The 25182-nt window shown below is 40.8% G+C and carries 23 protein-coding genes and 2 pseudogenes; 8 read left to right on the top strand and 17 right to left on the bottom strand.

The features are described 5' to 3' along the window. Positions 1-256 precede the first annotated feature (256 nt). The 9 genes from ACOT8F_RS03220 to ACOT8F_RS03180 form a co-directional block, all read right to left on the bottom strand. On the bottom strand, positions 257-1939 hold the full coding sequence (locus tag ACOT8F_RS03220; protein WP_421650114.1) for a glycerol-3-phosphate dehydrogenase/oxidase: 1683 nt from the start codon (positions 1937-1939) through the stop codon (positions 257-259). 154 nt (positions 1940-2093) lie between these two features. Next, entirely contained in the window at positions 2094-3584 is a 1491-nt protein-coding gene (glpK, locus tag ACOT8F_RS03215) for a glycerol kinase GlpK (RefSeq protein WP_421650113.1), read from the bottom strand. A 210-nt stretch (positions 3585-3794) separates the two neighbouring features. Beyond that, on the bottom strand, positions 3795-4616 hold the full coding sequence (locus ACOT8F_RS03210; RefSeq protein ID WP_421650112.1) for an MIP/aquaporin family protein: 822 nt from the start codon (positions 4614-4616) through the stop codon (positions 3795-3797). Positions 4617-4818: 202 nt separating this feature from the next. Then, on the bottom strand, positions 4819-5385 hold the full coding sequence (locus tag ACOT8F_RS03205; RefSeq protein WP_421650111.1) for a glycerol-3-phosphate responsive antiterminator: 567 nt from the start codon (positions 5383-5385) through the stop codon (positions 4819-4821). 72 nt (positions 5386-5457) lie between these two features. Continuing rightward, the gene (locus ACOT8F_RS03200) at positions 5458-5748 is read right to left on the bottom strand and encodes a hypothetical protein (protein WP_421650110.1); all 291 of its coding nucleotides are present in this window, start codon (positions 5746-5748) and stop codon (positions 5458-5460) included. After that, positions 5705-5950, bottom strand: coding sequence for a hypothetical protein (locus ACOT8F_RS03195; RefSeq protein ID WP_421650109.1), 246 nt, complete (start codon positions 5948-5950; stop codon positions 5705-5707). The genes ACOT8F_RS03200 and ACOT8F_RS03195 overlap by 44 nt, the downstream gene beginning before the upstream one ends. Positions 5951-6074: 124 nt before the next feature. Next, entirely contained in the window at positions 6075-7625 is a 1551-nt protein-coding gene (locus tag ACOT8F_RS03190) for a GNAT family N-acetyltransferase (protein WP_421650108.1), read from the bottom strand. A 107-nt stretch (positions 7626-7732) separates the two neighbouring features. Continuing rightward, positions 7733-8398 (bottom strand): HAD family hydrolase, encoded by a 666-nt coding sequence (locus ACOT8F_RS03185; RefSeq protein ID WP_421650107.1) that lies wholly within the window; start codon positions 8396-8398, stop codon positions 7733-7735. A gap of 90 nt (positions 8399-8488) precedes the next feature. Further along, on the bottom strand, positions 8489-8893 hold the full coding sequence (locus ACOT8F_RS03180; RefSeq protein WP_421650473.1) for a CBS domain-containing protein: 405 nt from the start codon (positions 8891-8893) through the stop codon (positions 8489-8491). Between the two features lie 211 nt (positions 8894-9104). Between ACOT8F_RS03180 and ACOT8F_RS03175 the strand changes: the two genes are divergently transcribed. Next, positions 9105-9671: a TetR/AcrR family transcriptional regulator gene (locus tag ACOT8F_RS03175; RefSeq protein ID WP_421650106.1), complete on the top strand. Its 567-nt coding sequence runs from the start codon at positions 9105-9107 to the stop codon at positions 9669-9671. Positions 9672-10074: 403 nt separating this feature from the next. On the opposite strand, the gene ACOT8F_RS03170 is transcribed toward ACOT8F_RS03175, so the two are convergent. Then, entirely contained in the window at positions 10075-10596 is a 522-nt protein-coding gene (locus ACOT8F_RS03170; RefSeq protein WP_421650472.1) for a transposase, read from the bottom strand. Between the two features lie 526 nt (positions 10597-11122). Here ACOT8F_RS03170 and ACOT8F_RS03165 point away from each other — a divergent pair. Next, positions 11123-11704: pseudogene (locus ACOT8F_RS03165) on the top strand (dicarboxylate/amino acid:cation symporter); the annotation flags it as partial. 110 nt (positions 11705-11814) lie between these two features. Here the strand turns inward: ACOT8F_RS03165 and ACOT8F_RS03160 are convergent. After that, the gene (locus tag ACOT8F_RS03160) at positions 11815-13497 is read right to left on the bottom strand and encodes a glycoside hydrolase family 13 protein (protein WP_421650105.1); all 1683 of its coding nucleotides are present in this window, start codon (positions 13495-13497) and stop codon (positions 11815-11817) included. A gap of 14 nt (positions 13498-13511) precedes the next feature. Continuing rightward, on the bottom strand, positions 13512-14513 hold the full coding sequence (locus ACOT8F_RS03155; RefSeq protein WP_421650104.1) for a LacI family DNA-binding transcriptional regulator: 1002 nt from the start codon (positions 14511-14513) through the stop codon (positions 13512-13514). 160 nt (positions 14514-14673) lie between these two features. On the opposite strand from ACOT8F_RS03155, the gene ACOT8F_RS03150 reads away from it, so the two are divergent. Then, complete coding sequence (locus ACOT8F_RS03150) at positions 14674-15096, top strand: disulfide oxidoreductase (RefSeq protein ID WP_421650103.1); 423 nt, start codon at positions 14674-14676, stop codon at positions 15094-15096. A gap of 154 nt (positions 15097-15250) precedes the next feature. Here ACOT8F_RS03150 and ACOT8F_RS03145 read toward each other — a convergent pair whose 3' ends face one another. Beyond that, complete coding sequence (locus ACOT8F_RS03145) at positions 15251-15640, bottom strand: DUF5365 family protein (protein WP_421650102.1); 390 nt, start codon at positions 15638-15640, stop codon at positions 15251-15253. Positions 15641-15946: 306 nt separating this feature from the next. Here ACOT8F_RS03145 and ACOT8F_RS03140 point away from each other — a divergent pair, with 306 nt between their 5' ends. Next, positions 15947-16867 (top strand): RluA family pseudouridine synthase, encoded by a 921-nt coding sequence (locus ACOT8F_RS03140; RefSeq protein WP_421650101.1) that lies wholly within the window; start codon positions 15947-15949, stop codon positions 16865-16867. A 50-nt stretch (positions 16868-16917) separates the two neighbouring features. On the opposite strand, the gene ACOT8F_RS03135 is transcribed toward ACOT8F_RS03140, so the two are convergent. From ACOT8F_RS03135 to ACOT8F_RS03125, 3 genes are all read right to left on the bottom strand, one after another. Further along, positions 16918-20751 carry a 5'-nucleotidase C-terminal domain-containing protein gene (locus ACOT8F_RS03135; protein ID WP_421650100.1) on the bottom strand — a complete coding sequence of 1278 codons (3834 nt, stop codon included), beginning with the start codon at positions 20749-20751 and terminating at the stop codon, positions 16918-16920. 615 nt (positions 20752-21366) lie between these two features. Then, a complete protein-coding gene (locus ACOT8F_RS03130; protein ID WP_421650099.1) occupies positions 21367-22197 on the bottom strand; it encodes an aldo/keto reductase in 831 nt (276 codons plus the stop codon). A 99-nt stretch (positions 22198-22296) separates the two neighbouring features. Further along, positions 22297-22698, bottom strand: a complete 402-nt coding sequence (locus ACOT8F_RS03125) for a DoxX family protein (RefSeq protein WP_421650098.1) — start codon at positions 22696-22698, stop codon at positions 22297-22299. Positions 22699-23092: 394 nt separating this feature from the next. Between ACOT8F_RS03125 and ACOT8F_RS03120 the strand changes: the two genes are divergently transcribed. The 4 genes and pseudogenes from ACOT8F_RS03120 (at position 23093) to ACOT8F_RS03105 (ending at position 24497) form a co-directional block, all read left to right on the top strand. Further along, the gene (locus tag ACOT8F_RS03120) at positions 23093-23344 is read left to right on the top strand and encodes a hypothetical protein (RefSeq protein ID WP_421650097.1); all 252 of its coding nucleotides are present in this window, start codon (positions 23093-23095) and stop codon (positions 23342-23344) included. Between the two features lie 32 nt (positions 23345-23376). Further along, positions 23377-23541, top strand: a complete 165-nt coding sequence (locus ACOT8F_RS03115; protein ID WP_421650096.1) for a hypothetical protein — start codon at positions 23377-23379, stop codon at positions 23539-23541. A 65-nt stretch (positions 23542-23606) separates the two neighbouring features. Beyond that, positions 23607-24226 (top strand): annotated as a pseudogene (locus tag ACOT8F_RS03110) (glycoside hydrolase family 66 protein). Continuing rightward, complete coding sequence (locus ACOT8F_RS03105) at positions 24120-24497, top strand: glycoside hydrolase family 66 protein (RefSeq protein WP_421650471.1); 378 nt, start codon at positions 24120-24122, stop codon at positions 24495-24497. The pseudogene ACOT8F_RS03110 and the gene ACOT8F_RS03105 overlap by 107 nt, the downstream one beginning before the upstream one ends. A gap of 31 nt (positions 24498-24528) precedes the next feature. On the opposite strand, the gene ACOT8F_RS03100 is transcribed toward ACOT8F_RS03105, so the two are convergent. After that, the gene (locus ACOT8F_RS03100; protein WP_421650095.1) at positions 24529-25137 is read right to left on the bottom strand and encodes a hypothetical protein; all 609 of its coding nucleotides are present in this window, start codon (positions 25135-25137) and stop codon (positions 24529-24531) included. Positions 25138-25182: the final 45 nt, after the last annotated feature.

Below are 25182 nucleotides of genomic sequence, written 5' to 3'. Positions count from 1 at the left end.
AAGCGACTCGAGGGGCTAGGCGCTTGTGCTGGACAACGAAAAGCGCGTACCTTGTTCAGCCTAAGGCAAGCATAAAACGGTCAGCCGGAAAAAGGCGTTCCACATTCTCAGGATGAACGGCTTATGACCTAAAGACTCGGGCTAGGCTGCTTTCGCTGGACGACTCAGCTTATTCAACCTGTTTATAATTTAATGGAAATTTATTCTTATTGGTGAGGGGCAGAAAATAGAGGGCTATCGCCCTCAATTTTTCCTCTTAATGATGCTCTTCTTCTGTCTTTTCAAGCGGCACCTGAGCGTCGTGAATCAGAACATCCAGTTCTCTTGTATAGGTTTCTTTCTGATCCTCAGACCATTTCAGCCTGTCCGCCATATAGCTGATAACCGGTTCTTTGTATTTTTTGGCCCAGTTGATATCAAAGTAGACAGAGCCCGTGCGTCTGACAAAAAAATCAGCCGGTGTGGCCGTCATTTCTTCTGTAATGGCATATTCTGCTTCTGCTGCTACATAATCAGGCATTTTAAACCGCTCAGCATGCTTTCTTACTTCCGGAAGAATTTCATATAGGCGGTCAATATTGGAACCGTATCTTCTTGCCATAACAGTGGCCTGTTTTTCAGTCAGGCCAAGCTGAATGCCTTCTCTTGTTTTTGTTTCATGGAAATGGACGAATCCGGCAGAACCTCCGACATGCCCTCCTGATACAGGCATGTTTTTCGTTTTGCACGTTCCAAAGGTTTTCCCATACTCTTCTTTTAGTCTTTGGGCTACAATATTCACAATGTGCTCACCCATTTTGCGATATCCAGTGAGCTTTCCGCCTGCAATCGTGATTAAACCTGATTTGCTTGTCCAGATTTCATCCTTCCGGGAGATTTCAGAAGGATCCTTGCCTTCTTCATGAATCAGCGGACGCAATCCTGCCCAGCTTGATTCCACATCATCGACCGTAATGGTAAGATCGGGGAACATATAATTAATCGCATCTACCACATAATCCCGATCTGCCACTGTCATTCTTGGATGTTTGATATCTTCTTTGTACACTGTATCTGTTGTACCGACATACGTTTTGCCTTCACGCGGAATGGCAAAGACCATCCGTTTATCTGGAGTATCAAAGTAAACGGCCTGTTTTAACGGAAAGACAGACTGATCGAATACAAGGTGGATCCCTTTAGTCAGCTGTAGGTGCTTGCCTTCTTTCGAATGATCCTTTTCACGCAGTGTATCTACCCATGGCCCTGTTGCATTCACGATTTTATCGGCAAACACCTCATATGTTTTACCAGTCAGTACATCCACTAAATTTACGCCGATGACTTTACCCTTTTCATAAAGGAAGCTCTCGACCTTCGCATAGTTTGCAGGAAGTGCTCCGTATCTTACGGCTTCTTTCATAACTTCTATAGTTAAACGGGCATCATCTGTCCGATATTCAACGTAATAGCCGCCGCCTTTCAGCCCTTTATGCTTTACAAGCGGTTCCTTTGCCAATGTTTCCTTTACATTCAGCATTTTACGGCGTTCTCTGCGCTTAACCGCAGCAAGCGTGTCATATACTTTAAGACCGATCGAAGTCGAGAATTTGCCGAATGTGCCGCCTTTATGCATCGGTAATAGCATCCACTCTGGAGTTGTTACGTGAGGTCCGTTCTCGTACACAATCGCGCGCTCTCTACCTACCTCAGCTACCATTTTTACTTCAAACTGTTTTAAATACCGAAGTCCCCCATGGACGAGTTTCGTTGAGCGGCTGGAAGTTCCTGCAGCAAAGTCCTGCATTTCGGCAAGAGCTACTTTCATTCCGCGGGAAGCTGAATCAAGAGCAATCCCTGCACCTGTAATACCTCCGCCTATAACAAATAAATCATATTTTTCCCTTGTCATTTCTGTAAAAAACTCATCACGCTGCAAACTGGAAAAATGTTGAACCATTTAACCTTCGCCTCCTATAAAATGCCCGGTGAAAAAAACAAAAAGAGACCACAACAATCTAAAGCAAATATTTCATTTTGCTCTAGTGCTGCGGTCTCTCCTTCTCTCCAACCGTTCTTCTATTAACTTGTTCTCATCATAACATATTTATTCATTATTTAAAAGCTTGAGCTGCTTTAACTGCTCTTTTCCAGCCATCATACAGATCTTCTCGCTCTTTATCCTCCATATCCGGCTCAAATTTCTTGTCGCTGTTCCACAGCTCAGCAATTTCATTCGTGTCTTTCCAGTAGCCGACTGCAAGACCGGCAAGATAGGCAGCGCCGAGCGCAGTCGTTTCATTAATCACAGGTCTTTCAACCGGAACATTAAGCAGGTTGCTTTGGAATTCCATCAGGAAGTTATTTTTAACAACGCCTCCGTCTACACGGAGCATTTTAACCGGTATACCTGAATCTGCTTCCATAGCATCTAAAACATCCTTTGTTTGATAAGCGAGAGATTCCAGTGTAGCACGGATAAAATGCTCCTTAGAAGTCCCTCTTGTCAGTCCGAAAACAGCTCCTCTTACTTTGCTGTCCCAATAAGGCGTTCCAAGGCCAACAAATGCCGGTACAACATATACTCCTTCTGTAGAAGTGACTCTTGTAGCATAAGCTTCGCTGTCTTTTGAATTTTTCAGCATCCGCATGCCGTCTCGAAGCCACTGAATAGCAGATCCTGCAACGAAAATACTTCCTTCAAGAGCATATTCGACCTTTCCGTTCACGCCCCATGCAATCGTAGTCAATAGACCATGTTTGGAGGTAATCGCTTTTTCCCCTGTATTCATCAGCATAAAGCAGCCAGTACCATACGTATTTTTGGCCATTCCTTCTTTATAGCATGCCTGGCCGAACAAAGCTGCCTGCTGATCTCCTGCAGCCCCGGCAATCGGCACTTCTAGGTTAAAGAAATGATAATTGACTGTATTGGCATAAACCTCGGATGATCCCTTAACCTCAGGAAGCATGGATTTAGGAATATCCAGCATTTCAAGCAGCTCGTCGTCCCACTTTAATTCATGGATATTATACATCATTGTTCTTGACGCATTGGTGTAGTCTGTCACATGTGCTTTTCCGCCGGAAAGCTTCCAGATCAGCCAAGTATCGATTGTTCCGAAAATCAAGTCGCCTTTATCAGCGCTCGCTCTGGCTCCTTCCACATTATCAAGAATCCATTTCACTTTAGTACCGGAAAAATAAGCATCAATTAATAATCCTGTTTTTTCTCTGATTTTGTCCCCATAGCCTTTTTCATCAAGCTCTTCACAAATCGGATCTGTTTGTCTCGACTGCCAGACGATGGCGTTGTATACAGGCTTCCCGGTATTCTTATCCCATACAACCGTTGTTTCCCGCTGATTGGTAATTCCAATGCCGGCAATTTGTTTAGCATCTATTCCCGATTCTGACAAACAAGTTGCGATTACGGCTAAAATAGATCCCCAGATTTCACTTGCATTATGCTCAACCCAGCCTGGCTTCGGAAAATATTGCTTAAATTCCTTTTGAGCCGAATGGACGATCTCACCTTTTTTGTTGAATAAAATGGCTCTTGAACTTGTAGTACCTTGATCAAGGGATAAAATAAACTTTTCCATAAAACAAACCCTCCCGCAGTTTTCGTTAATTTTTTTCTTTTAGCACTGTTATTAAACTCGACTGCTGATTTCCGCTGCAGGCGGTCCGGGAGTCTCCTCTCAGTCTTGAGGGGTCTCACTTGACTCGTTTTTCTAAGCAGGAGTCTCACGCCTTCTGCACCAATCAACAGGATGCCAAAATCAACATTTAGTTTTAACTGATCCTTACTTTTAGTAAGATGGTGATTTCATATGTGAAGCGCTGCTTCGTTTTCCTGCAAAAAATACCGCAATAAGCAAAACAACTAGAATAGCGCTTACAATCCAGAATGAAGAATTTACAATGCCCTTAAAAGCAGCGTTATAAAAGACAGCTGCAAAGGCCCCTCCTGCTAAAGGCCCTGCAACAGGAATCCAAGCGTAGCCCCAGTTGGATGTTCCCTTTCCGGCGATCGGCAAAACAAAGTGGGCAATTCTTGGGCCTAAATCCCTTGCCGGATTAATCGCATAGCCAGTTGTTCCCCCAAGGGATAATCCGATAGCGACAACAAGGAAACCAACAATCAGAGGATTTAAGCCATCTGTAAATTTATTCCCTCCGAATGATAAAATTCCTGTAATTAAAATGAAAGTACCTATTACTTCACTAAGAAAGTTCGCAAATATATTTGGAATAGCCGGTCCTGTTGAGAAAACCCCAAGCTTTACTCCAGGATCTTCTGTCTCCTTCCAATGAGGAAGGTAATGAAGATAAACGATACATGCTCCAAGAAAAGCTCCAATCATCTGAGCGAGGAGATACATCGGTACGCTCGCCCAAGGGAAATCACCTGTTATAGCGAGAGCTAGGGTTACTGCTGGATTAAAGTGCCCTCCGCTGATTTGTCCGGTAGCATATACGGCCATTGCTACCCCAAGTCCCCATCCAAACGTAATAACAATCCATCCTGAATTTTCAGCAAAGGATTTTTTTAAATTGACGCCTGCACAAACTCCTCCGCCAAGCACAATCAACACCATTGTGCCGATCACTTCAGCCCAAAATGTGGACATGACTATCCCTCCATGTTATGTCAAATTCTGTGATGGAAAAAGGACCTTATTGTCCATGATAACTTCAGTATCCCTAACTTATGAATAAAAAAATCCACAATTAGCCCTACGAAATGTAAGGCATCATTGTGGATCTCCAATTCTCCGTCACAGTTATTAACTTGCTACAATGGTAACGCTATCTGAAAACGTTGTCAACCATTTAGACTGGCTTCTTCGAATACTCCTCCCACAAGTCTGTACAGGAAGAAGTTACCGCGACAGCACCAGCTGTTAAAGCCTGTTCTGCCTCTTCCAGCGTCTTCACAAAACCTCCTGCAAGAACAGGAATAGACGTATGCTGAATGACTTCTTGTATAAGACTTGGGACCAATCCAGGAAGCACTTCAATATAATCAGGCTGGGTCTTTAAAATCAGCTCAAGGCTCTTTTTCATCGCACTCGTATCCAGCAAGAAAAGCCTTTGTACAGCATAAATGCCCCTCTGCTTTGCTTTTTTTATCACAACTGACCTCGTTGAAATAATGCCTGCAGGCTTTATTTCCTGATAAATATATTCTGCTGCATACTCATCATTTTTTAATCCATGAATCAAATCAATATGAATCAGCATCTTTTTGCCTGCAGCGTTCGATGCCCGGATGATCCCTTTCAATTGGCCAATATTCGTATCAAGCAGCACGCCATATTCAAAGGGACTATCAAGAAACCGCTCAAATTGCTTCATGTTCCTTATAGCAGGAAGGACGCGCTGATCACTAAAACACATCTGCAACACACCTTTTATTTACGCATCGGCAGCGCCAACATCGTTTTTTTGCTAATCTTCTATCTTATTGTTTTACCCTTTTTCTCTAAAAGCAAGCAATTTTTCAGACATAAAAATAAACACATTCCGAGTGGTGTATGGCAAAAATGATTCCGGAGGTTCAAGTGTTTCTTGAATCCTTTCCATACTCGGATCCTTTTCTGTTTTTTCTTCTCCAGGGTACGAATTAATAATGAGAATGTCTTTGTTATACATTGTAAAACTTGCCGTATTCATTTCTGATGTATTCTTTTCAAATTCATCTGCAGCAAGCACCGGTTCAAGATGGATAAACATAAATGTAATATTTATTCTTACCGTCAATATAAACCTCGGGAAGGGCTCCCTCTAAAGTCTGATAAAAAATGGATGTTTCTCGGCCGCGGGTCTGTGTTAATTCTGTTCCCTCTTCTTTAAAGGCATTCCGCACGTCTTTCATTGTACGCAGATTAGTATCTGTACTTGCATTTGTTAAACTGCATCCGGAAAGCAAGAAGAACGTCAAAGGAAAAAATATTTTTTTCATACTGCTCTCCCCTTGGACAATTCTTCTCTAAATTTTCAATTTGTTTAAAATGAATATATCATAAACTAGGAAAAGAGATAGAAATTTAAAAAAGCCTGACCGCATCTGCAGCCAGGCGATCCTATTATTTCCTAACATCATTGTAATTGATGTAATACAAGTCTCTTCTCCTGTCCCTCAATTGACGGACAGTTCCTGATTGACGCTGGCGGCGCAGAATTTCAAGATCCACATCCCCAATGACAACCATTTCGATATTCGGGTTGCATTCTCCTACAATACCATCTCTCGCGTACTCAAAGTCTGATGGAGAAAAAATAGCAGATTGGGCATATTGAATATCCATGTTTTCTGTTTGCGGCAAGTTTCCAACTGTTCCGGAAATAACGGTGTACACCTGGTTTTCCACCGCGCGGGCCTGAGCACAATAACGGACGCGCAGGTAGCCTTGTCTGTCTTCTGTACAGAATGGAGTGAAAATAATTTTCGCCCCTTTATCAGTCGCTATGCGGGCAAGCTCCGGAAACTCAATGTCATAGCAGATTTGAATGGCAATTTTACCGCAATCGGTATCAAACACCTGTACTTCATCTCCAGGGCTGATTCCCCACCATTTTCGCTCATTCGGTGTAATATGAATTTTATATTGTTTTTCAATTGTACCATCTCTTCTGAAAAGGTAAGCAATGTTATAAATATCGCCGTCTTCCTCCTCAACGACATGCGAACCGCCAATAATATTAATGTTGTACTTTACTGCAAGCTCTGTAAACAAATTAATATAGTCTTCCGTAAACTCAGTCAGTCTTCTGATCGAAAGGCTCGGTGTTTTCTCGTGAGCAAACGACATCAGCTGCGTTGTAAACAGTTCAGGAAAAACAGCGAAATCCGCAGCTGCATCTGAAGCTACATCTGTATAATATTCCACCTGTGTCGCAAATTCCTCAAAGGAATTGATCAGCTTCATTTGATACTGAACAACACATATTCTTACTGGGAAAGACGTCTTAAAATAACGCTTTGAATTAGGATGATAATCTACATTATTCCATTCCATCAAAGTTGCATATTTATTTGATGCGAGATCATCCTCCAAATAATTCGGATTAATCCTCATCAGGGTAAATTCATTCATCAGCTGGAAAGACAGCACAGGATCATATATTTTATGGTGAATAACTTCTTCTACATATTCCCGTGGTGTATACTCATCGGCATATTTATGGTAATTCGGAATTCTTCCTCCGATAATGATGCTTTTTAAGTTCAGAAGCCTTGCCAGCTCCTTGCGCGCCTCATAAAGGCGGTAACCGATTTTCATTCTCCGGTAATCCGGGTGAACCATAACTTCAATCCCGTACATGTTGTACCCATCCGGATTATGATTCGTAATGTAGCCATTATCCGTTATATCATCCCATGAGTGCCTGTCATCATATTCGTCAAAATTCACAAGCAAGCTTGAACAAGTACCAATAATCTTCCCTTCAAATTCAGCACAAAACTGGCCTTCTGGAAATTGCTCCAAATGGCTCTCTAAATGCTCCCTTTTCCACGGAACCATCCCGGGAAAGCATTTTTCCTGCAATCTGATAATATCATCAATATCCTTGTGTTCGATGTTTCGAATCATCATCTTTTTTTCAAATTTTTTTAAATCCAATTCCTCAGACATCAGGTGCCACTCCTTTATAAAAGGCTGTTTTTCCTGAGAAAAAAGCCATAAAACCTTTTATTAAATTGATTTATACCATGAATTTTTTTACCCTGATTTACGTAAAATTAATCCTTTTTCCCGCTAATTGTATCCAAGAGCGCTGCCAGTTCAATCTCAGCCATCGATTCCAGTCTATGATCAAAATCCTTAAACTCAAGCTCCTTTGTTACACTATTCGGCACAATTACACAGGCCATTCCTGCTTTTTTGGCAGCCATAGAGCCGTTAACCGAATCCTCAAATGCTAGACACTCTTCAGGCTTCACATTCAAACACTTTGCGGCCTCAAGATAAAGAGCCGGATCCGGCTTTACTTTTTCTACATCATCAGAAGTTTTAATGCATTCAAAATGTTCGAAAAGGCCAATGTTCTTTAAATGTCTTGAAACCCACTCGTAACGGCTGCTTGAAGCAAGACCAATTTTCAGTCCCAGCTCCTTAGCTGCTAAAAGATAACCTTCTACACCCGGCAGAGGCTTTTCCTCTGAAATACTCTTCTCAAAACGGGTACTCCAGTCTTTTCTCAAGCGTTCTTGATCAAGCTTTTTTTCGATCTGTTCTTCTAAATATGTAAACGGATCAAAACCGGAATGTGTTCCGATTCCCTTCCCCCATACAGATAGAGGAAGATCTGATTCATGCTCCTTAAAAATCTCCTGAAGCGCCTCGTACTCCCGGCTTTCTGTGTCCAAAATAAGACCATCAAAATCAAAAATAATCGCCTTTATCATACAATCAGCTCCTTTTTGTCATCTCCTTCTATTATGCGGGAATGATCAATGAAAAGAAAAGCACTTGCCTAAAGCAAGTGCCTCCATTTGTTAGCGTGTTTCGTTTTTCTCAGAAATGTTGGAAAGGGCACTTCCTGCTGATTCATTGGAAGCCTGGCTTGTTGCAAGGTCTCCTAACGCTACCATCCCAACAAGGTTATTGTTATCCACTACAGGAAGACGGCGAATCTGTTTCGTTGCCATAAGCTGAGAAGCCTCTTCCATGCTCATTCCAGGATTTCCTGAAACAATATCAGAAGACATGACCTGAGAAACAGGTGTTTGGCTTGCTTCACCTTGAGCTGTCGAACGCAATGTTATATCGCGGTCTGTAATGATACCTTGAAGAGCGCCATTATCGACAACAGGAAGAGCACCAATGTTGTGCTGGCTCATTAAAGAAGCTGCTTCCTGGATAGACTGATTAGAAGAAATTGAAATAACATTTTTCGACATCACATTGTTTAATGTATTCAAAATAAACCTCCCCTTTCAAAAGATAGTATGATCCAAAAAAAGCTTAAGGTTACTTAGTAAAAAATCTCTTGATAGGGATTTTTTTACGAAATCAATTTTGAAATTAATCAATTGAATTATTTCATTATTTTATTTACTATAAACGTGAGGTGACAATATGAACGGTTTCGAACGGCGAAGGCAGCTCAAAATGACTCAAATTAAAAAAGCGGCTTTTACGCTTTTCTCCCAATACGGTGTTCAAAAGGTCAACATACACGACATCGCCAAAAAAGCAAACGTCTCCCAAGTGACCATCTATAACTACTTCGGAAGCAAAGAAGCTCTCCTTCTGGATGTCTTAAAAACGTTTTTTGAAGAACAAATGCATTTTTATAACGAATTACTCGAAAAAAATATCTCTTTTAAAGAGAAAATTGAACACCTGATGAAAAATAAGATAGAAGTGGCAAACAGCCTCAACGATAATCTCTATGACTACATCCTTCATGATGAAGGCGAAATCAAAAACCTGGTAATTCAATATGAAAGTAAGCACAGCATTCCTTTTTTCCAGAAATTTATTGAACTCGGCAAGAAGGAAGGAGTGATCCACAAGGATCTCTCACTTGAAACAGTTATGTTCTTCATCAACTCGTTTACAAATGAAGCATATAAACACCCTGAATTTATTATGAATTACGATACCCGGAATCAGGTGACGAAAGAGCTGCTGCAGATGTTTTTTTATGGATTGGCTGGAGAGAGTGGTGGGTGAATGGGGTTTTTGCGGGGTTTGGGTGTTGTATTTATCGGGCAGGTCCTCTTAATCAACTTGCTCCTGTCCCCTATTCCTTTAAAGCAACAGGGGACACCCTCTATACTGGTCAATCCCATATGAAACAACGCTTTGCTTCATCGGGGACATGTCTTTCACTCACTAATGTAATGAGGGACAAGTGCTTAAAGTATAGCCCCTGTCCCCTAGCTCGCTAATAAAATAAAGGACAGGGGTAATGCTCCCCTCAAGCCTTTAATATCAAAACTTTTTTAAAACAGGGACACATCTTTAATGTATTAAAGCACTGGGGGACAGGAACCGAATTTTAAAGCAACCTGACCCCATCGCGTTAATGCGTTAAAACAAAAAGACAGCTTGGACCGCTGTCTTTTTCAATGGGTTATTTTTCAGTTATAGTCTTATTGTTTTTCAGCCATGCAGACTTTTCGACAAAGCGCTGATACCCAATCTCACGTGGCTCTTTGAAATGTGATAGCAGTGTTGTTTTCTTAATATGCGGATTTTGTTGTTTTAAAATGATGGAACGGTAGCTGCTCCATAGGTAATCGGCTGCAGATCCGACAATTTTGGCTTGAACCGGATTTAAATGAATATAAGCACTAACATCAAGTAATTGGCGATTGTCTTTTATCAGTAAAGATTTGTAGCGGCCTTCAAATAAATGCCCTGTGTAGTTGTACTTTGTATTAAAGTAAATGGCATAACTAGAATGAAAGGCTTGAAAAATATTTCCCAAAGGATCTTCTATGGTTTCAATGAGCAGATGAATGTGGTTGTTCATGAGGCAATATGCGTGGAGATAGAAGGGATATTTTTTGCGAACTTTTTCAAGCAGGTCAAGGTATTTCTTCCAATCTGACGGGTGTAAAAAAAGTGGGGCTTTTCTGTTTCCTCTTGCAATAATGTGTTAAGTTGTTCCTGGTTTCCACTGTCTTGGTTTCCGTGACATATAACGACCCTTTCTCAAATTATTTTTTCGAAAGAGTATATTTCGTCAAGTTCAGTCTGAATTCCTTTCGCAATCTAAAGATTGTTTTTTTGGAGGTTATTTGAAAGTTTTGTATAGGATTTTTTTACTTTCGTCCTATTCTTAGCTAATTAACGTATTAACCCAAGTGGGGTCAGGCACCTTTCAAAAGTGATTCCTGTCCCCCATTGCTTTAATAGCTGTGGGGACAGAGGCAACTAATAAAATCCTCTTGTTTTTCATGGTATTGCTCTATACAGGGACAGAGCTTTAGTATTTTAACAAAGATAGGGACAGGTGACTCTTAAATGGTTCCTGTCCCTTTTCGCTTTAAAGCATGAAGGGACATAGAATTGTTCTTCACCTCCCTTCTCTCTCAAGGGGTGAAAGGTATAGGGGACATAGTTTTAGCGCTTTAACTTAGTTAGGGACTGGCCCCTGGAAAAACCTCGAAAGTTTTCATTCGATTATTGAAAAAATTATAACGATCATTCTAAAGCTTTCACCAATAGGTGTTTTTGCCTTAATTTGTTCAGTTATTGCTACACAAGGGTTTGGATTGGTTCAAAAATTGATTTTTTATATTGCCGGCCTTATTTTTGTTGTTATGGTGCTTGTTTATTTCCTTATCTTAGGTGTGCTGAAAATTTCTCCAAAGCGATTTTGGAAAAGCTTTTCTCCTTCATTCGGTATTGCATTTGGTACCGCGAGTTCGAATGCTGCTCTTCCGGTTGCTATTGAAAATGCACGGAGTGAGTTTAGGATGAGAGATGAAATAGCGAGCTTTGCGATTCCGATGGGGACTGCGTTAAAGAGGGATGGCGCAGTTATTTTGCAAGGCTTTACTGCCTTGTTTGTGGCCCAGTTATACAATGTGCCGCTAACACCTTCTATAATTTTCACGATTATGGTCACCGCCATGATTGTTTCGTTCAGTACTGCAGGGGTCCCTGGGGCAGGTATTATTATGATGACCACTGTTCTTACTGCTGCAGGGCTTCCTCTTGAAGCATTGCTCTTGTTGCAGGGATTGACCGGCTAACAGATGGATTCCGCACCTTGTTGAATGTATTGGGAAATACGGCAAATGCAGCTGTGTTAAACAGATGGGAAAAAGATGAAAAAACGCCTGATTAAGGGCGTTTTTCATCTTTAGGCTTTACATTTATAAACTCTGGCTTCCCAAGGTTTAAGCTCGAATTCTTCAGGAGTTCCATCATCTGTTTCATAATTACTGATCAGCAGTTCAAAAGTGCCTTCGATTTTTTCTGGCAGTTTGAAGTCCGGATTATTTCCCGAGAAATTTGTCACTGTAAGAAGCTTTTCGTCACCAAGAGTCCTTATATAGGCGAAAATTTCAGGATGATCCGGATGCAGCAGCTCGAAGCTTCCGTATACGATAATTTCATGATCTTTCCGTAATTGGATCAGCTTTTTGTAATAGTGGAATACAGACCGTGGATCCTCGATTGCATTTTTGGCATTGATTTCAGGGTAATTCGGATTAACACCAAGCCATGGAGTTCCTTCGGTAAAACCGGCATTTTCAGATTCGTCCCATTGAACTGGAGTTCTTGCATTATCGCGGCCTTTGCGATAGATGGACGCCATAATTTCTTCTGGTGCTTCTTTTGTGTCATTTACCCGCTCATTATACATGTTCAATGTTTCGATATCTTTGTAGAAGCTGATGTCGCCAAATTGAACATTAGTCATCCCGATTTCTTCTCCTTGATAAATGTAAGGAGTGCCCTGCATCATATGAAGACATGTGGCCAGCATTTTTGATGACTCAACCCGGTATACCTTGTCATCGCCAAACCTTGAAACGATACGCGGCTGATCATGGTTGTTCCAGTAAAGACTGTTCCAGCCTTTCCCTTCAAGGCCTGTCTGCCATTTTGCCATGGTTGCCTTTAAGTCTCTTAAATCAAGCTGTTTGTAATACCATTTATTTTTGCCTTCTTCTGTATCAAGGTCCATATGTTCAAATTGAAAAACCATATTCAGTTCATTTCGGGAATCATCTGTATATAGAATTCCTTCTTCAGGACTGACACCAGGCATTTCACCGACAGTAATCAGGTCATGTTTGGAAAGGACTTTTCTGTTCATTTCACTCAGGAATTCATGGATGCGGGGTCCGTTCATGAAATAGTCAGAGCCGGAAGCATACTTTTTTCCTTCAACGGTTTCACCGTCCGGAAGGCCTTCTACTTTGGAGATAAAGTTGATCACATCCATTCTGAATCCGTCAACGCCTTTATCGATCCAGAAATTCATCATGTCATAGACTTCTTTTCTGACCTTTTCGTTTTCCCAGTTAAGGTCAGGCTGCTTTTGAGAAAAAATATGGAGAAAATATTCGTTTGTTTGTTCGTCATATTTCCAAGCCGAGCCGTTGAATACCGATTCCCAGTTGTTTGGCTCATGACCGTCTTTACCAGGACGCCAGATATAGTAGTCACGGTATTCGCAGTCTTTGGATTTTTTCGACTCCACAAACCAGGCATGCTCATCTGAAGAGTGGTTTACAACCAGGTCCATCATCAGCTTAATGCCTCTGTTATGCATTTCAGCAAGCATTTCTTCCCAATCCGCCATTGTTCCAAATTCGTCCATTATATCCCTGTAGTCACTAATGTCATAGCCATTATCATCATTAGGGGATTTGTAGACAGGCGAAAGCCAAACCACATCTATCCCTAGTTCTTTTAAATAATCAAGCTTCGAGATGATTCCCCTGATATCTCCAATTCCATCCCCATTGCTGTCCATAAAGCTTCTTGGATAGATTTGATAAACAACCGCTTCTTTCCACCACTTTTTCTCCATTCTATTTCTCCCCCTTATTTTAAATTGATCACTGAATCTCTCTCCATTAAGGAAAAAGGAACATATTTGCTTTCAACAGGTTCATTTTTGATTAATTTGATTAAACTCTCTGCAGCGTCCACGCCCATTTTTTCTATAGGCTGATGAATGGTGGTCAGTGGAGGTGTCGACATTTCGGCTACTTGGGTATCGTCATAGCCGATCACTGATAAATCGGCAGGAATGCTGATTCCTTTTTCATAGCAAAAAGAGAAAATACCAAGTGCCATTTCATCACTCGCAGCAAAGACGGCGGTTAAGTATGGATTTTTTTTGAGCAGTCTGCCCATTGCTTCGTATCCGCTTTTAAATCCAAAATCTCCGTACTCAATTAAATTCGGCTCCGGGAGTATATCGTGCTCTGCCAGTGCTTTTAAAAACCCTTTAACACGCGGTGCTCCTGAAATCGGATCATCCTTTGTGCCGCTGATCATACCTATGCTTTTATGTCCTTTTTGGATGAGATAGTTTGCTGCAGCATAGGCCGCTTCTTCATCATTTACTTTAATAAACGGGATGGTTTCATAATCAGAGTGAGCGTCAACGGCAAGCACTGGAATATCCATAGCGGCAATGGCCTCGTAATAGTCTTCATTCAAATGCTCACTGGCAAAAAGAATACCTTCCACTTGCTTTTCTCTAAGAAGATTTAAATAATCCATTGTTCTTTTTCCATTTGAATCGGTATTGCAAATAATCACACTGTATTGATGTTCCTGAGCGACTTTTTCGATACCGTGAAGGAGCTTGGCTGAAAAGCTGGACGACAGCTGCGGCAAAAGGACGCCAATCGTGTTAGTTTTCCTGTTTACCAGGTTCCGTGCCACAGCATTCGGCTTATAGCCCAGTTCTTGAATAACCTCTGCAACCTTCCTTCTGGTTGCTTCAGAATATCCCGGCAAACCATTTACAATTCTGGAAACTGTTGCAACGGAAACACTTGCTTCTCTTGCAACATCTTTAATCGTCGGTCTCATTTTTTTCATCCTTCTTCACGTAAACGTTTACGTTTCTTTTTTTATTCTACTAGATTATTGAAAACGTTGTCAATTTTAAAGTTAGCTAAGTTCGATTTACATCCTTCTATTCACATACTATAATTCTGGTAGACAATATCTGAGAAAACAAGGAGAAAATATGACGAAACTCAAAAATCCCTCTTTCCTGCTTATCCTTGCCTGGGCCGCTTCATTAATTTCCACAATGGGAAGCTTGTACTTTTCGGAGATATTGGATTTTATGCCTTGCAAGCTTTGCTGGTTTCAAAGAATTTTCATGTATCCACAAGCTGTTCTTCTAGGCCTTGCCATATACAGAAGAGATTACAGCATTGCCTTCTATTCTCTCATTTTATCAGTAATCGGCGCATGCATTTCCATTTATCACTACGGGGTGCAGAAGGTTCCTTTTTTGCATGAAAATGCGAACTCCTGCGGCGTAGTCAACTGCGGCGGAGACTATCTAAATTGGTTTGGCGTTATTACGATCCCTCTATTAGCTTTGATTGGATTTATTATTATTGCGGTTTCAAGTGCTATGATTTTAAAAAGCAGCAGATAAGCAAATAAAAAGCCAATTTTCCAAAAGAGAAATTGGCTTTTTATTTGGCTCTTTTCTTAAACTTTGTTGTTTTTTAATCCATTTAAAGCTAATCTTTATGCGGGTTCTAATCTTATACGAATAGCAGGAAACTTTTCGAAGACTGCCTTTTATATTAGATCATCCAATCATTTGCCGCTTTGCCAAACCGATTGTCTGAAGGTTTTTCTGGAAAATGATGATATGAAAGAGGAAAACTGTACCCGTATTGTTTCAATATTTTTATATTGCGCTCGTACATTTCCCTGTATTTTTCATAATGCTTGCAATCAGGTTTTTCTAAAAGCGCCACTAACGTCTGCAAACTGGACATAATTTGAAAAGCTTCGTCAATTGTGCCATTGTAGTTATGCTGGCTTTGTTCCGGCAGCAGGACGGATAATTCTTTTAATTCGTCAATTTTTTCCTTTGAGAAATATAGCGGGAAAATGTCTTCATAGATTTTACCGATCAGTTCATCAATGTGTTTTTCCTGTTCTTCTGTAGATGCTGTAACAATTCTCAAGTTGTCTCATCCTTTGCTTTCATCTTGATAAGTAAAGAATAGCACATCTATTACATGCCTTTTTAGAGGTAAGTGTTTCCTTGTTTTCTAAGCTTTTAGGATGAATGTGTAATGTTAACAAAGGCTCTTTTCTTAAACTGTGCTGCTATTTCATCTAAATAAAGGATTGCTGAACAAGTATACTTCTGCGAATTTAATGAAAAGAATGCCACGAAGCTAATCTTAAAGCGTGTTTGAAACTCATACGAATAACAGCAATCTTTGCGAAAGCATCCATAACAAAAAATAAAAGAAAATGGTGACAATATGAAAATCAGAGGAGAATGGGTCGAATTTCCTGTATCGCTTTCAGGCGAGTCTTTGCATTTAAATGAATTCCTTCAAAAAGAGATTGGTGCTTCCAAGGCCAATATCAGTGAATGGAGAAATACGCATTCCATTAAAGTGAATGAAGAAGTGATTTCGAATCAAAATCCGCTTGTTACCAATGGAGATTCTGTGCTGCTGCATGTATTCAGAGAAGAGGAAGACGAAATTGTACCTGAATACCGGGAGCTTGCAATTCTTTTCGAGGATGAACATCTCATTGTATTAAACAAGCCTGAAGGAATGTCTACACATCCAAACAAGGCACAGGAGACGGGCACACTTGCCAATGCCCTTGCTTCTCATTACCAGGTTAGCGGCCAAAACAGCAAAGTAAGACAAATTCATCGTTTGGATAAGGATACATCGGGAGCCATTGTTTTTGCAAAGCACGCCTTAGCTCAAACACTTCTTGATAAAGCGCTGCAGGATGATCAGATTAAACGGACTTATGTCGCTGTAGCAGAAGGACGGCTTCATCGAAAGAAAGGGACAATCAAAGAACCAATTGGAAGAGACCGCCATCATGCTGTCAGAAGAAGAGTTTCTGAAAGCGGCCAGCCTGCTGTTACGCATTATCAGGTTCTTCAGTACCTTCGCGAGCAAAGGCTGTCCATTGTGAAGCTGCAGCTTGAAACAGGACGAACCCATCAAATCAGGGTTCACCTCTCAAGCGTCGGTAATCCGATAGCAGGTGATGAGCTTTACGGAGGAAATCCTGAGATCTTCAGCAGACAAGCACTTCATGCTGCAAAAGTTTTCATCAAACACCCTTTAACAGGGGAAGCGTTAAACATAAGGGCTCCTTTTCCGGAAGAATTTAACCGTTTTATGAAATATGTGGACGAAGAAGAAATTTAATGCTTTAGCAATAAAAAAGGGTGTGACGAAGGCGTCACACCCTTTTGGCATTAAGAAGCTTTCTTTATGCTTTTACTGTTCTCTTTTTCGTTTTCCTGTTCAATAAACTGGTTGATCGCATTGACCAGTTTGTCACGATCTTCCTTCGGCATAATCTTATCTGAATAACGTGCAATTTTTTTAGACAGATTTTCAAGTACATCTATTTCGCGCTCTTTGAAAAAGTCATGGTAGCGAGGAATAGATCGGCTTAGGCTCTCATCAAATTCAGCCTTTGCCAGCTGGGCAATGATGTATGCCTTTGTTGACAAGCTCGCTCTTGTCTCCAATACCATTTTGTTCAGTTTTTTGAATGTCATTTTTTCCGCTGGCTGTTCAATAACAACGTTAACGGATTTGGTTTCTTCTGTATTGTTTACCTTGTCTTTTGCACGGTAAGAGATGGTTTGCTCGCCGTTTGCTGTTATTTTGATCGGATCAGAGTACTTCCTCCATTCACCTTCACCGATTTTGTACTCAATAGAACCTACTCCGATTCCCACATCAGCTGCTGATAAGGTAACTGTTGCTTCTTTGGAATAATGTCCATTGCTTAAGTCAGCTTTTGACAATTCAGCTGTTGTAACAGGTGCTGTGTTGTCATCTGAAATGCGGCCTTCTGCATTATAGGAAATCGGACCTTTCAGGCTTTTAACGTAAGCCACTGTTGCTTCGAGATCTTCAGGTCCTTGAACCGGATTTTTACCAAGTTCGCCAATTGGCTTATATTTTCCGCTTGTTGCAGTTGCCATGAAGTTATTTACTGTAACAGTATACGTTTTATTGTTATCAATTTTTTCGCCGCTCGGAAGATAAATGTTTGTTACTTTTGTTGTTGCAGGATCCCAAGTATAAGTGAATCCTCCAATGCTGTAATCAGGACCATATGCTTGAGAGAGCTGTGCATTAATGATGGTATAAAGATCTTCACCTTTAACCTCAAGTTTCACAAGTGTGTTTCCGAATGGCTGGATATTGAAAAGCTCACCCCAAGTGATTGGGCCGGCATTCAGAACATCTCTGATTCCTCCGCCGTTCATCAAGGCAAAATCACTCTTCATATAATATTTCATTCCATCTGCAATCAGGTTTCCAAGTCCATTGTCCCCGATCGTGCCTTTCACACCGTATCCGCCTTTAATTTCAGTAGCTGCTTCGCCTTCCACTTCGTTGATTTTAGAAGAAGCCATGTCCTGGTACTTTTTCAAAATAGCTCCTACCTCAGGATCCGGCTGAATTTTGCTTTGGTCGACCCAAACGATTTCGCCGCTTTTCTTAGTAATGTCACCTGTTTTTCTGTCAATTTCAAGATTTACATCTGAAATGGCTTTCCCGTATTCTGAAGCTTGTACAATCAATTTGTTATCAACTGTACCATTATCAACCATGTGATTGTGTCCAGCATAGATTACATCTACTTCATCATCCACATTTTTCGCAAGATCAGCTGCTGCTCCAGTGATGACATCGCCTTTTTGCTCTGCATCCATATGAGCTAGAACAATGATCGACTTAACGCCTTGTGCTTCCAGTTCTTTTGCTGCATCATTTACTGCTTGAGTTTCATCTGTAAACTTGATATCCTTTATTCCTTCAGGCATAACGATACCGGCAGTACTCTGTGTTACTACTCCAATAAATCCGACTTTTACTCCATCAACTTCTTTAATGGCATAAGGAGGAAGGAAATCACTGCCATCTGATTTATATTTACAGTTCGCGCAAAGTTCCGGGAAGTTCTGGCCGTCATAGCCTTTTGTGCCTTTTCCTTCAGGGTGTTCCCCGCCATTTAAAATACGTTTTAATTCTGTTGTGCCTTCGTCAAACTCATGATTTCCGACTACACCTACATCAAAGCCGATGTTTTCCATCATTTCAACGGTTGGCTCATCCTGGAAGAGTGCAGAAACCGGTGAGCTTCCGCCGATCATATCGCCGTCATGAACGATTAATGTATTAGGATTTTGTGCTTCCCTCTGCTTCAAATAGGCTGCAGCATAATCCATTCGCCCGAATGTGCCATCCGTTTTGCCGTCGCCATTTGTATCAAGCTGATAAGACTGATCAATTTTACCGTGAAGATCATTCATACTTAGGAGCTGCAAGGAAAGCGTGTCTCCTTTTGGATCTGGTGCGTCAGCTGCTGGTGTGTACCCATTTGCTTTTGCTTCTTCTGCACTTGCAAAGAAAATGCGCTTTTCAACTGGGACGTCACCCCATTTTTCTGGATCAACGTATTTTTTTGTATCTGAGTTCCCCACATACCTTGTGAAGCCTTTCCCTTGGTCTCTGGCACGGAAAGCAAATGGGAGCTCCATTAAAGGATTAGCGGCATCCCAGATTCCAAGATGCTGATCCTTCGCTTCTTTAACAGCTGTCTGGAACATATTGTAGTCATTCATATCGCCAACAGGCCAGATGAAATAAGTTGTGGCATAGCCTTTTTTCACCATTTCAAGATTGGTGTTCAGGTTGTCTTTTTTGCGGACGATTTGAGCAAGCAGTCTGCCATAGTCATCCGTAGCTTTTTCTCCTACTTTTACGGTTACTTCATCGCCTGGTTTTAACAGTTCATTCAAATAGGCTTTTGCTTTTTCGCCATAATCTTTTTGATTTTGATCCGCTTCGTTTTTCGGAGTTTGGTACGTTTCAGGTGTATCAATATTTACGAAACGGACTTTATCAGCTCCAAGGACTGGTGTTTGAAGGTGAATCGTATCTCCATCCACTACGCTTTCTACTTTTGATGTGTATTCACCGCTTGATTTCGGTACTTCTGGCTGAGGATCTAATAGTTTCATATCATCTGCTTTTCTTGGCAGCAGCTGGTAAGAATCATATTGGCTTGCAATTGCTGTGAATTCGTACCACTTTCCTTGCTGAATACTCTTGATCGCATTAGTGCCTTCCATAACTCGAAGTGTTGTACTGTTGTATTCGCTGTCTAAAATAGAAACATTGTAGCCGCCTCCAGCTGCTGTTTCAGGTACAGACTGGACATAGCCTTTTACTTTTACAAGCTGGCCTTCTAAAGGTTCTGCCTTAGCATCGTCCTGAAGGTCTTTCAGAGTTGTATCTTTTGCAGCAGGAATGGGTTTTGCCTGGTTCAACATCTCAATCCCATCTGCCTCAGGCTCAATTTCGGTGAGCTTTTTGTATTCTTTGATTGTTCCTTTTACCTTGATTTCCTGGCCTTCCTTTAATTCAGGATATTTAGAAGCATCTAATGCAAAAACATTGATGCCGCCTGTCTCATCCTGGATATAAGTAGACAGCTTTCCTCCGCCGATCGCGGAATTGTCAGCCGTCACAACACCAGTTACCGTTGTTTGCTGACCGATTTGTTTTTTTGCATCGCTAATCGTTGAATTGCCAGGAGTTCCGCCAGGATCCTGACCTGGATCTGTGGAAGTACCCATTTTTTCCATGGCTGAAGCATCCTTCAGGCCTGGAACTGTGAAGTAAGTAGTCAAATTTCCAGTTACACGAACCTTTTGACCGATGAGTGCAGGATTTGCTTTAAGTCCAAATTGGCTTCTGAATGAGGATGGAATCTGTACTGGAAGCAGTTTCGCAGGGTCTTTTTCAGTTGGAGAATCAGCCAATGCAAAATTGGTATCGCTACCAAATGGAGCCTGGAAATTGTAGCTTTTATTTCCTGTAGTATGAGCTACAATATAGCCCTCGACCGTGCCTGTCCCTGTATTGTTCGCAATCGCTTCAGCCACTGTCTTGACAGCGGTGTCAGCATGCGCCTGGCTTGCGAAATTTGCAAGCAGCCCAGGAAAGACCAGCATAAAAATGAACCAGACAAGTATGCCTTTTTTCACAGAATTGTGCTTCATAAATTGCCTCCTCTTTTTTATTTGATACATCATCAAAAATAAAGGAGGAATGTTTAGAATCTATTAAAATATTGTAAAATTACGTTAATAAAAGGAAATAATAGCAAAAATGTGTCGATATAACTAAGTTACCAAGCAGAAATTCTTTCTGTTGTTGTCGGATTTCAATCTTTTTTCCTATTGAATTTATCATGCGAATGACCTAACGATCACATTGCTCTTCTAGTATTTAAGGTGGAGGAAGTTAGTTGGGGGAGATGACTGGAAAAAACGGTTAGTCCCAGTTTTTTTGGAAGTGAATGCTGCTTAGCATTAAAATAACTGCATCACAGGATTTACTGACCAGGACATAGATCCAAGACAGATGAAAATTTAATTTTTGCCTTGCAAAACTCATTTTCGCATGCTGACATAGAATGGTTCACAACCATATTATCCAAAACTGCTCTCATATTATCGAAACCTAGCAATAAATTATCCAAACTAGCCGATATTTTATCTAAACCTATCCACATTTTATCCGAATCTCCCTATTTATTATCCAAACTGCTTACTACTCAAACCCTCCCATAAAAAGAAAAAACCCGCCCGCAGCAAGCAGGCAGGTTCTCCTAATTAAAAATCAAAGTTATCCGGATCTGGACCAATTCTTTCGTCTTTGTTAAGTGAATCGATCTTTTCCATGTCTTCACGGGAAAGTTCGAAATCGAATACTTCAGCGTTTTCTTTGATTCTGTGTTCTTTTACGGATTTTGGTATGGTCACTACACCGTTTTGAAGATCCCACCTTAAAATCACGTGAGCAGTAGATTTGCCGTGTTTATCAGCAATTTCCTGCAGCACAGGGTTGTCCAATAGTTTCCCTTGCATGAGCGGAGACCAGGCTTCAAGCTGGATTTGGTTGTCCTTGCAGAACTGAAGCAGGTCTTTTTGAGCCAATTGCGGATGGTATTCCACTTGATTAACCATTGGCACCACTTCCGCTCCTTCCATCAAATCTCTTAAGTGATGGACATGGAAGTTGCAGACGCCGATGGCTTTTACTTTTCCGTCCTTGTAAAGTTTTTCGAGCGCTCTCCAAGTATCTTTGTATTTGCCTTCTACAGGCCAGTGAATAAGATACAGGTCAAGGTATTCAAGATCAAGCTTATTCATGCTCTCTTCAAATGCAGCCAATGTTGTCTCATAGCCTTGATCAGCATTCCATACTTTTGTTGTAATAAACAGGTCTTCGCGTTTGGCACCGCTTTCTTTAATACCGCGGCCCACACCATCTTCATTTTTATAAGCTGCTGCTGTGTCAATGCTTAAGTAGCCGTTTTGAATTGCAGTTTTAACAGCATTTGTTACTTCTTCTCCATTTTCAGCTTTCCATACCCCTAGTCCAAACCATGGCATTTCAACGCCATTATGAAGAGTTGCTTTGTCTTGTAAACTGTTAACCATTTTTCATACCCCTTTCCTGATGAATATCTCTATTATCTTTTATAGAAAAGGAAAATACAAAAAAGGTGCCTAAAATCGGCACCTTTTTCAATTCATCTATTAAAAGAAGAGGGCATCAAGTGAATATTGGCCGGCTCCAATAAGAGCAACTCCAAGAGCAACAACGATTAGCACCAGGTTGAATTCATACCCGTTCTGTGTTACCCAGAATCCGTTTGCTCCATGCACCTTCACAATGGCAATTAGCATTGTAACAATAATAGCAAGCGCGCCAAGCGGAGTCAGGAATCCAAGAGCAAACAAAAGACCTCCGACAAGTTCAGATAATCCTGCCATCAGCGCCATTGTTTTGCCCGGTTTTATGCCGATGGATTCAAAAAACCCTCCAGTTCCTTCAATACCATGGCCTCCAAATGATCCAAACAGTTTTTGTGAGCCGTGCCCAACGAATGAAAGCCCAATGACTAAACGAATAAGCAATAATCCCAATCCTGCTAACATATTTTATTCCTCCTGAAAAATAGTTTGAAATCGAGATATATCTTTAAAAAAATAGATATAAATGCTTTCCTAATGTTTCGATTTAATATATCTCAACTTCAAGATTTATTATATGTACTTTTGCTTCAAACGTCAATCCCTTTTTTTAGATTGGGTTTTTTCGTCATTAAACACTGCTATTTAGTACGGTCTTTAATTAGACTGTATAGACAGATTGGGTCTTCCATGCAGTAGCCCATCAGCGATCCAGCTGTAAAGCAGGATGAGAATGTTTGGCGATGGACTAATGGGCGCTCCAGTTGTAAAAGAAGGCCAAACTTCCTGAAACGTCTACTTTCCAAAAGGAAAAAACTGGGCTGATTACTGAACTGGCAAAGAATATAAAGGCGGACAAATGATCCATGTGGATGCTGCTCTAGATCAAATGCAATTGTTCGTGAAAAAAGATTCAATCGTTCCAAACCGCGATGTTCAGCAATATATTGGTGAAAAACCATTGACAAACCTTGTACTTGACACGTATCTTGATAAGAAAGCCCAGATTTCTTTCTATAAAGATGACACGAAATCCAAGAACTACCAAAAGGTTTCTTCACTGTTAAGAAACATGGCAAAGGTGTTACTTTCAAACAGAACAAGCTTGTAAGCATTTATGATTCTAAGATTCAGCAGTATACATTGAAGCTTCATCATGCAGCACAGCCGAAAATGGTTTTTGCAGCATTCAATAAATACAAAGCTGTTGAATCTATGGATACGCTCCTATTCTTTGATAAAGATGCTAAAAAACTTTATGCAACATCCCTGTTAATAGAAAATGAGACGTCGTTATTCGTTAATTAAAAATACGGGGTCAAGCTGTTTTAGCAGCCGGCCCCTGTTTTATTTTAAGGAGGCTTATAAAGCCAATGAAATATCCATTTCGCACATTTGCTATTTTGACTCTGATTCTCGCAATATTAAGCATGTTTCTCTTTTACTTTACCTTTCAGCCAGATGAAAGTCCGAAACCATCGCCTCAAAAGGCTGACAAGGTTTCGATGACAATTGATAAGGCACGGTACACTCCTGGTGAGACCGTGTCTTTTTCTTTGCATTCAGAAAAATTAAACAATCAAGAACTGGCTGACATTACCTATTACCATCTGAATCACATAATTAAGAAAGAAGAAGTTCCTGTTAAAAACAATAAGGCCAATTGGAAATGGTCCCCTCCTGAAATGACTTTCAAGGCTACCTCGCCGTCACAAAAATTGGAGGCATGCAAGCTTCGATCGGAATAGATGTCTCCAGTACATGGTCCAAATATCCAAGATACGGCTTTCTATCTGACTTCTCCAAAAAGACTCCTTCAGAAATGACAGCTGTTATTGATGAACTCAACAGATTTCACATTAACCGCTCGCGATTGAAATTGACACATTGCAAAACATTGGGAAGATGTTGCAAACAGACCCGTAAAGTTCAATACCTTAAGCCACTACTTATCCTTAGCAAAACGAAAAGAAATGAAGACGATGGCCTATAATCTTCTTTATGGAGCGTTTGAAAATGAAGAATATGCAGGTGTCAAAAAGGATTGGCAGCTTTATAAGGATCCTGAGAAGAAACAGCCGGATATCCATCCTCTTCCTGAAAACTGGAAAAGCTCCATTCAGGTCATGAAATCAAATATCCTGAAACACTGTATCGTTTACATTGCCACCTATGATGTACTGGAATATGGCGGTTTTAGAGACACTTTGATCAATACCCTTTGCTGCAACTTTTCGCAGTTAAGAATACTTAACTTATACTAAAACAAAAGGAGATGGAAGAAACCATCTCCTTTTATCCTGCTTCACCGGTTACTTCTACTCCATTTGGATCCTTCCCTATAGATGATCCTTCTATCACAGCTTTTGTTAAGGTAACTTCCTCAGACAGATAAGAACAAATGCCGCTGTTTATACTGCCAAGCAATTTTTCCAAATCGCTTTCTAGCCCGCTTTTCTTAAGGGCAAGCACCAATTCATTTATTCTCGGAAAAGCCTCTCTCTCTACGGCATCCTGATTAAGCTGCAACTCGATTCTGAACCCGTAAGGAGAGTTGATAAAGGTTCGCCTTTCGTTCATATTCAGCTCCCACCCGAGCTCTTTGGCACTGCTGCATATGAGGTGATGCTCTTCTTTTGAAACCAAATATCCTATATGGTCAAACATCACTTTTTTCCCATATCCAAATGTAATGTTCACCTTGCCTTTTCGTGCTTCTATAATTCGAAAAAGTATCTTTTTCTCTCGAAAGTCGTCCCAAGTAAGCGGAGGATTAAAGGTCTGAAATTCTCCGTCCAGCTTTCCAGTCCGAAGTGTTATCCGGAATCCTTTTTCTGTATAAAATTTCTCTGTTTCTTCTAAAAATGGCGTCCAAAAATGATAGTGAAAAAGCAAGTCTTTCACCCTTCTTTCTGTATAATTATGGAACAATTATACCAAAAAAGCCTG

The organism is Chryseobacillus diguaensis (assembly GCF_049220665.1).
Taxonomy (GTDB): Bacteria; Bacillota; Bacilli; order Bacillales; family Bacillaceae; genus Metabacillus_B.
This window is presented reverse-complemented; position numbering and strand designations above follow the sequence as displayed.